Genomic DNA, 6,642 nt, shown 5'->3' with positions numbered 1-6,642 from the left:
GAGTCCCGGCGCGGATTCCGCGCGGCTGGGCGATTTGCTGGGCACCGACGGAGTTGCGGCACAGCGCGGCGGCGAGGGGTCGCGATAGCAGCCCAAAGTACTCACGGCCCCGGGCCTGCGGGAACGCCGCGCCGGCCGGGCCTGGGCGGCGGATGGGCTGTGACCTGCGTCGTCCGGACCCGACTTCGCGCTCGCGGGAGCTATAGCCTCGTGCATGACATGGATTCCACCCTCGCCAGGCGCATGCTGGCGGCGTCCACCGAGATCACCCGGCTGGCGCTGTCCGCCGAAGATCCGGAGGCCGTCCTCCCGCTGGTCGTCCGCCGCGCCGCCGAACTCGCGGAGGCCGACCTCGGCGTCGTCACCGTGCGAGCCGACGACGGCCGCCTGACCGTCGAGGCCGCCTACGGCGCGCCCACCGCGACCGGCCCGCTCGCCGACCCGGTCGGCACCGTCCTGTCGTCGCGTTCGGCAGCGGCGCGGGTCGCCCGCAGCGGCGTTCCGGTCGTCGTCGACGACCTGATCGACGATCCGCTCACCGCCCCTTACGTCCCTGCCGCGCTGCGGGTTTACGGCCCGTTCGCGGTCGCGCCGTTCGGCACCCGCGAGCGGCGGCTCGGCGCGCTCGCCGTCTACCGGCGGCGCGGGGCCAGCACCTTCACCCGGGTCGCGGTGGACGTGCTGACCTCGTTCGCGGCGCAGGCCGGGCTCGCGCTGGTGCTCGCGGAGGGCTCCACGGCGCGCCAGCGCATCGCCGTCTACCAGGAGCGGGAGCGCATCGCGCGCGACCTGCACGACGTGATCGTGCAGCGGCTCTACGCCACCGGAGTGCAGCTGGAGGTCCTGGAGCGGCGGCTGTCCGGCCGCCTCGACACCCCCGACGCCGCCCGGCTGGCCGAGACGATGGAGCAGATCGACCAGGCGATCGCCGAGGTCCGCGCCACTGCCCGCACGCTGCGCTCGGCGGACCCGGAAGACACGGCTCACGCGCCCGCGCTCGACGACTCGATGCGCTCCGAGGTGCAGATCGCCGGTGAGCTGCTGGGGCGGCCGCCGCGGTTGGAGATCGACGGCGACTTCAGCGACGTGCCGGTGCCGGTGGCCGACCACGCCCGGGCCGCGCTTCGCGAAGCGCTGTCCAACGTGGTCCGGCACGCCGGCGCGCAGACCGTGCTGGTGCGGGTGCGGCGCTCGGATTCGGGGCTGTTGCTGCAGGTGGTGGATGACGGCTGCGGAATTCCCCGCGACGTGAGCAAGCGCGGCCTGCGCAACCTCGAAGAGCGCGCGGTCGCGGCGGGCGGCCGCTGCGTGATCACGTCTTCCCCGGACAGCGGCACCACGGTCACCTGGGAAGTACCGCTGACGGCAGCCACCTGAGACGGCGTCTCCAGGCGAAGCGCTCGAAGCCGCCTGCGGTCAGCTCTGGCTCTGGCGGCGGGCGACCCACGCCGCAGCCTGGGTGCGGCGCTCCATGCCGAGCTTCGCCAGCACCGAGGTCACGTAGTTCTTCACCGTCTTCTCCGCCAGGAACAGCCGCTCGGCGATCTGCCGATTCGTCAGCCCCTCGCCGATCAGCTCCAGCACCTTGCGCTCCCGCTCGGTCAGCGCCGCGAGCTCGTCCGGTTCGGGGCTGGTGGACTGCGCAGCCGCGCCAGCACCCGGCCGGTGGTGATCGGATCCAGCAGCGATCGCCCGGCCGCGACCTCGCGCACCGCGTTGACCAGGTCCTGCCCGCGCACCTGCTTCAACAGATAGCCGGACGCACCGGCGTTGATCGCGCCGACCAGCGCCTGCTCGTCGTCGAAGGCGGTGAGCACGAGGCAGTACGGCGGCTCGGGCAGGGCGCGCAGCTTGCGGCACAGCTCCAGGCCGTCGCCGTCGGGCAGCCGCATGTCGATGACCGCGACGTCCGGCTCGGTCGCCTGCGCGCGCACCAGGGCTTCGCCGACGCCGCCGGCCTCCGCCACGATCTCCACGTCGTCCTCGGTGTCCAGCAGGTCGCGGAGCCCGCGCCGGACCACCTCATGATCATCGACTAGCAGGACCCTCACTGGCACAAGCCCCACGCTACGTACGTACTCGGCGGGCGACGAGCTGAGGGTTGCCTGACAACCGGGAAAACGCGGCTACTTCTTGACCTTCGCCGCGCCCTTGACCACGCCGACCGTCTGGTGGGTGTGCGCGGCGACCTTGCGCGCGCGGCGCTTCGCCCGGTAGCCGACGGACGGCTTGCCGCCGGTGTCGACCGCGGTGATCAGCAGCCCGCCGAGCAGCCCGACGTTCTTGAGGAAGTGAATCTGCTGGTTGGCGCGTTCCTGCGGGTCGTCGATCTCCCAGAATGCGTGCGCGGCCAGCGTGGTGGGCACGACGCTCCCGGCGAGCAGCAGCGCGGCCAGCCGCGGGAACCTGCCGATCGCCAGCAGGGTTCCGGCGCCGATCTTCACCGCGCCGTCGATGCGCACCAGCGTTTCCGGATCGGTCGGGAACCGCTCGGGAAGCGAGTCCTTGAGCGGTGCCGTCGTCTTCTCCAGCAGCGGTGCGGCGGCCTTTGCGTGGCTCGGCGCATCACGCAACGCCCCGATCCCGCCGTAGATGAAGATCGCGGCGAGCATCGGCCGGGCCAAACGGCGAATGAGCATCTGAGGACCTCCTGGGTGGTCGGCCGGTGCGCTCGACGGTACTCACTCGGATCCGGCTCCGCCTGATCATCCGCACCGCCGGGCGAACCGCGCGGGGCGGCTCCTCAGAGCTGGTCGACGCGGGCGAACACCTCGTCCCACGCCGCGGCGACCTGCCGCGCGCACAGCTCCGGCGACACCCCGCCGACGCCGGTGCCCAGGCCGGGCATCGCGACGGACCGGGCCACGTGCCGGACCGGCGTGCCGTTCTCCAGGACCGCGCTCGCCCAGAGCCGCAGCACGGCCCGCGCCGCGAGGTAGGGGTGCACCGTGTCGGCGGGCAGCCGCTCGCCGGGTTCCCGCATGGTGGGAGCGCTGATCAGCCAGATCGGGTTCGGGGCGCCGGTGGGCACCAGCAACGCCTCGCCGACCGGCAGCTCGCCGCCGTGGTAGGCGAGCACCGCGCTGCGGACCTGCTCCTCCACCTCGGGGAAGGTGCGGGCGTACACGGCGTCGATGCCGCCGCGCATCCAGCCATAGGAGTTCGCCGGGCTCACCACCGCGTCGACCTGCAGGTCGAGCACCGAGCCCTGGTGAACGGTGAGGCCGGCTCGGCTGTCGGCGATGTCGTGCCAGGCGGCGGCCAGCGGCTCGTCCAGCGCGCAGAGGACGAGCTGCAGCTCCGGCTTCGCTCCATCCGCTGAGCGCCCCGAATCTGCGGTCACGCCTCACAGCATCGCAGGAATGCGCGGCGCGGTGGCATCGGGTAGGTCACACCTCGGCCGATTCGCCGGTGTGCCCGACCCGCCGGATGACGTGGGCGGCGCGGAACTCGGAAAACCGACCCAACCCGACCGCGCATCCGGACGAGCGCCGGTCCGGCTTCCGGGGGCCGCGGTTGCGCCACTGGCACCTGCCCGCATGCCGGGCGCGTCTCCTCTTAGGCTGGGCGGGTGCCACAAATCGCGTATCTCGGCCCGCCGGGCACCTTCACCGAACAGGCCACCCGGCAGCTGACCGGTGGTTTCGACGCCGAACTCGTGCCCTTCGAGACCGTGCCGCTGGCCCTGGCCGCCGTGCGCAACGGTGACGTGCTGGCCGCCGGGGTGCCGGTGGAGAACTCCGTCGAAGGCTCGGTGCCGGCCACGCTGGACGCGCTGACCACCGACGATCCGCTGGTCGCTGTGCAGGAGGCCGTGCTGCCGGTGCAGTTCGACCTGCTGGCCCGGCCCGGCATCGCGATGTCCGAGATCGGCACCGTCGCGAGCCACCCGCACGCGCTCGCCCAGGTCCGCAGCTGGCTGGCCGAGAACCTGCCGGGCGCCAGCGTCCACGCCGCCAGCTCCACCGCAGCCGGGGCGGCCGCGGTGGCGGCCGGCGAGTTCGACGCGGCGATCTCCGCGCCGGTGGCCATCGAGCACTACCCGTCGCTGGTGCGGCTCGCCGGCGGCGTCGCCGACGTGCGCGACGCGGTGACCCGCTTCCTGCTGGTCCGCCGGCCCGGCGCGCTGCCGGAGCCCACCGGCGCGGACCGGACGTCGGTTTGCGCGGTGATCAGCGACGAGGTCGGCACGCTGGCCGAGATGCTGGCCGAGCTGTCGCTGCGCGGCATCAACCTCAGCCGCATCGAGTCCCGGCCGCTGCGCGAGCGGTTCGGCGAGTACCGGTTCTTCCTCGACTTCGACGGGCACGTCGCGGACGCCCGGATCGGCGACGCGCTGACCGCGCTGCACCGCCGCTGCAGCACCGTCTGGTTCCTCGGTTCCTACCCGAAGGCGGACCGCTCGCCGGCCGGCGTTCGCCCGTCGGCGTCGGAGCAGGCGTTCCAGGTTTCCGCGAAGTGGCTCGACGACATCCGGGCGGGGCGGTTGGCATGACCGAGTCAATGCTGGCAGCGCCGACCGGATTGCGCCTGATCCTGGCCCGCCACGGGCAAACACCGGCCAACGTGTCGCACTTGCTCGACACGCTGCCGCCGGGCCCCGGCCTGACCGAGCTGGGCCAGCAGCAGGCGGCCCGGCTGGCCGAGCGGCTGGCCGACGAGAAGATCATCTCGGTGCACGCGAGCCGCGCGGTGCGCGCGCAGCAGACGGCGCAGCCGCTGGCGCAGCGGCACCGGCTGCCGATCGAGGTCGTCGACGGAACGCACGAGGTCTACGTCGGCGATCTGGAGGGCCGCGGCGACCACGAGGCGCTGCAAATCTTCGACGACGTCTACGCGAACTGGCACGCCGGGCGGCTCGACGTGCCGATGCCCGGCGGGGAAACCGGCCGCGAGGCGCTGACCCGGTTCGTCGGCGGGGCGCGCAGCGCCATCGACGGCGCCGGCGACGGTGCGGTGGCGCTGGTCAGCCACGGCGCGATGCTGCGGCTCGTGGCGGGCGCGCTGGCGTCGAACATCGAGGGCGCCCGGGGCAACGAGGCGTACCTGCCGAACACGGGCGTGATCGTCCTCGAAGCCGACCCGGACGCCCGAACGGGCTGGCGCTGCCTCTCCTGGGACGGCCTCGACACGCCCTGATCCGAAGCGTTTCCGCTGCTCAGGTGCCGTGCGTGTTTCGTGTCGCGATAGCAGCACAAAACACGCACGGGTGCCTACCAGGCGGAACGGTCAGCCCCAGCCGAGGGTGTGGAGCTTGTCGTCGTCGATGCCGAAGTGGTGCGCAATCTCGTGAACTACCGTCACGGCCACCTCGTCGACCACTTCTTCCTCGTCCGCGCACATGTCCAGCAGCGGTTCGCGGTAGATCGTGATCCGGTCCGGCAGCACGCCGCTGTAGGTGCTGTCCCGCTCGGTCAACGCGATGCCCTCGTACAGCCCCAGCAGCGACGGATCCTCGGGGTTGGCGTCCTCCACCAGCACCACGACGTTGTTCATCGCCGCTGCGAACTCCGCGGGCAGCAGGTCGAGGGCGTCGGCCACGAGCTCCTCGAACCGGACTCGGGTCATCTCCACCGGCATGACCCCGTTCTACCGCACCGCGGCGTCAGCGGGGTTCGGTCGCGGGCACGCCCGGCTCGATCGGCGCGGTGTCCTTCGGCGCCGGTTCCTTGCCGACCTGCACCTGCCCCTTGACGCTGCCGGTCACCGGCGCGAGCCCGCTGCCGTCCGGCAGCTGCGCGCTGACCTTGCAGTTGACCTGCCGCGATCCGGCGTCCCAGCTCTCCAGCGCCAGCGTGTCCCAGTAGACGACCAGGCCCTTGTCCTTGGCGACCGTCGGGCCGCCCGCGTACTGCCCGGTCAGCTCCTCGCACCTGGTCGCCAGGAAGTCGTCCTGGGGCTTCTCCTCCGGGTAGCCGCCGGGGAACTGCTCGCCGAGGTTGACCAGGCCGGTGATCTCCACCGCGTGCGGCCGGGCGCAGTCCACCGGGTCCCACACGGCCGTGCCGTTGATGCCCAGGCAGCGGTCGACCGGGTAGACGTTGGACTGGTCCGTGTTGGCCGCGCTGCCGGTGATCGGGTAGAGCTTGCCGGACGGCCCGGGCTGCTGGATGCCGCAGTGCAGCGTCCGGTCGGCGTCGCCCCAGCCCTCCTCGCTCGGCGTGAACGCGCCCACGCTGAACCGGCCGTGCGGATCGAACCGGTTCGACAGGAACTGCTTCGACACCTCGGTGCAGTGCTGCTGCTTGAGCTGCTGCCACTGCTCGGTGTTCGGGAACGGGGCGGTGGGGCCGAACTCGGTGCCCAGCTCCGCGCTGCCGGTGACCTGGAAGAGGTGGGGTTCGTTACAGGTGACCTTGCGGATGTCGGCGGCGTCGGGCTCGGTCCAGTTCAAGCACTCGCCCGCGGCGGCCTCGAACACCACCTCCGGCGCCGGCGCCGAGCCGATCCTGCCGGACCCGCCGACGCCGGGTTCGCCGCCGGTCGGCCAGTTCAGCGCCGCGCTGACCACCAGGATCAGCAGGGCGCCGATGGCAGCCGAGATCATCACGAGCCGGGTGTTGGGCTTGTTCCGGCCGGGTCTGGGAGGGGAATCGGGCGCTGCCATCGATCACATGATGCCTCGCCGCGTGCTGGAATGCG

The 6,642-nt window shown here is 72.5% G+C and carries 7 protein-coding genes and 1 pseudogene; 3 read left to right on the top strand and 5 right to left on the bottom strand.

Translation table 11 applies throughout. The features are described 5' to 3' along the window. Positions 1-219 precede the first annotated feature (219 nt). Positions 220-1,377: a GAF domain-containing sensor histidine kinase gene (locus AB0I53_RS11385; RefSeq protein WP_358600098.1), complete on the top strand. Its 1,158-nt coding sequence runs from the start codon at positions 220-222 to the stop codon at positions 1,375-1,377. Between the two features lie 39 nt (positions 1,378-1,416). Here AB0I53_RS11385 and AB0I53_RS11380 read toward each other — a convergent pair. The 3 genes and pseudogenes from AB0I53_RS11380 to AB0I53_RS11370 all read right to left on the bottom strand — a co-directional run bounded on the left by AB0I53_RS11380 (position 1,417) and on the right by AB0I53_RS11370 (position 3,343). Further along, positions 1,417-2,057, bottom strand: a pseudogene (locus tag AB0I53_RS11380) (response regulator transcription factor). A gap of 69 nt (positions 2,058-2,126) precedes the next feature. Continuing rightward, the gene (locus tag AB0I53_RS11375; protein WP_358600096.1) at positions 2,127-2,639 is read right to left on the bottom strand and encodes a DoxX family protein; all 513 of its coding nucleotides are present in this window, start codon (positions 2,637-2,639) and stop codon (positions 2,127-2,129) included. Positions 2,640-2,743: 104 nt separating this feature from the next. Then, the gene (locus tag AB0I53_RS11370) at positions 2,744-3,343 is read right to left on the bottom strand and encodes a macro domain-containing protein (protein WP_358600093.1); all 600 of its coding nucleotides are present in this window, start codon (positions 3,341-3,343) and stop codon (positions 2,744-2,746) included. A 228-nt stretch (positions 3,344-3,571) separates the two neighbouring features. Between AB0I53_RS11370 and pheA the strand changes: the two genes are divergently transcribed. Then, positions 3,572-4,495, top strand: a complete 924-nt coding sequence (pheA, locus tag AB0I53_RS11365) for a prephenate dehydratase (RefSeq protein ID WP_358600090.1) — start codon at positions 3,572-3,574, stop codon at positions 4,493-4,495. Beyond that, positions 4,492-5,139 (top strand): histidine phosphatase family protein, encoded by a 648-nt coding sequence (locus AB0I53_RS11360; protein WP_358600087.1) that lies wholly within the window; start codon positions 4,492-4,494, stop codon positions 5,137-5,139. The genes pheA and AB0I53_RS11360 overlap by 4 nt, the downstream gene beginning before the upstream one ends. Positions 5,140-5,229: 90 nt before the next feature. Here the strand turns inward: AB0I53_RS11360 and AB0I53_RS11355 are convergent, their stop codons facing one another. Continuing rightward, entirely contained in the window at positions 5,230-5,580 is a 351-nt protein-coding gene (locus tag AB0I53_RS11355; protein ID WP_358600084.1) for a metallopeptidase family protein, read from the bottom strand. Positions 5,581-5,605: 25 nt separating this feature from the next. Further along, positions 5,606-6,607 carry a septum formation family protein gene (locus AB0I53_RS11350; RefSeq protein ID WP_358600081.1) on the bottom strand — a complete coding sequence of 334 codons (1,002 nt, stop codon included), beginning with the start codon at positions 6,605-6,607 and terminating at the stop codon, positions 5,606-5,608. Positions 6,608-6,642: the final 35 nt, after the last annotated feature.

It is taken from the genome of Saccharopolyspora sp. NPDC050389 (assembly GCF_040655595.1).
Taxonomy (GTDB): Bacteria; Actinomycetota; Actinomycetes; order Mycobacteriales; family Pseudonocardiaceae; genus Saccharopolyspora.
The sequence above is the reverse complement of the archived record's forward strand: the minus strand, read 5'-3'. Positions and strand labels throughout refer to the sequence as shown.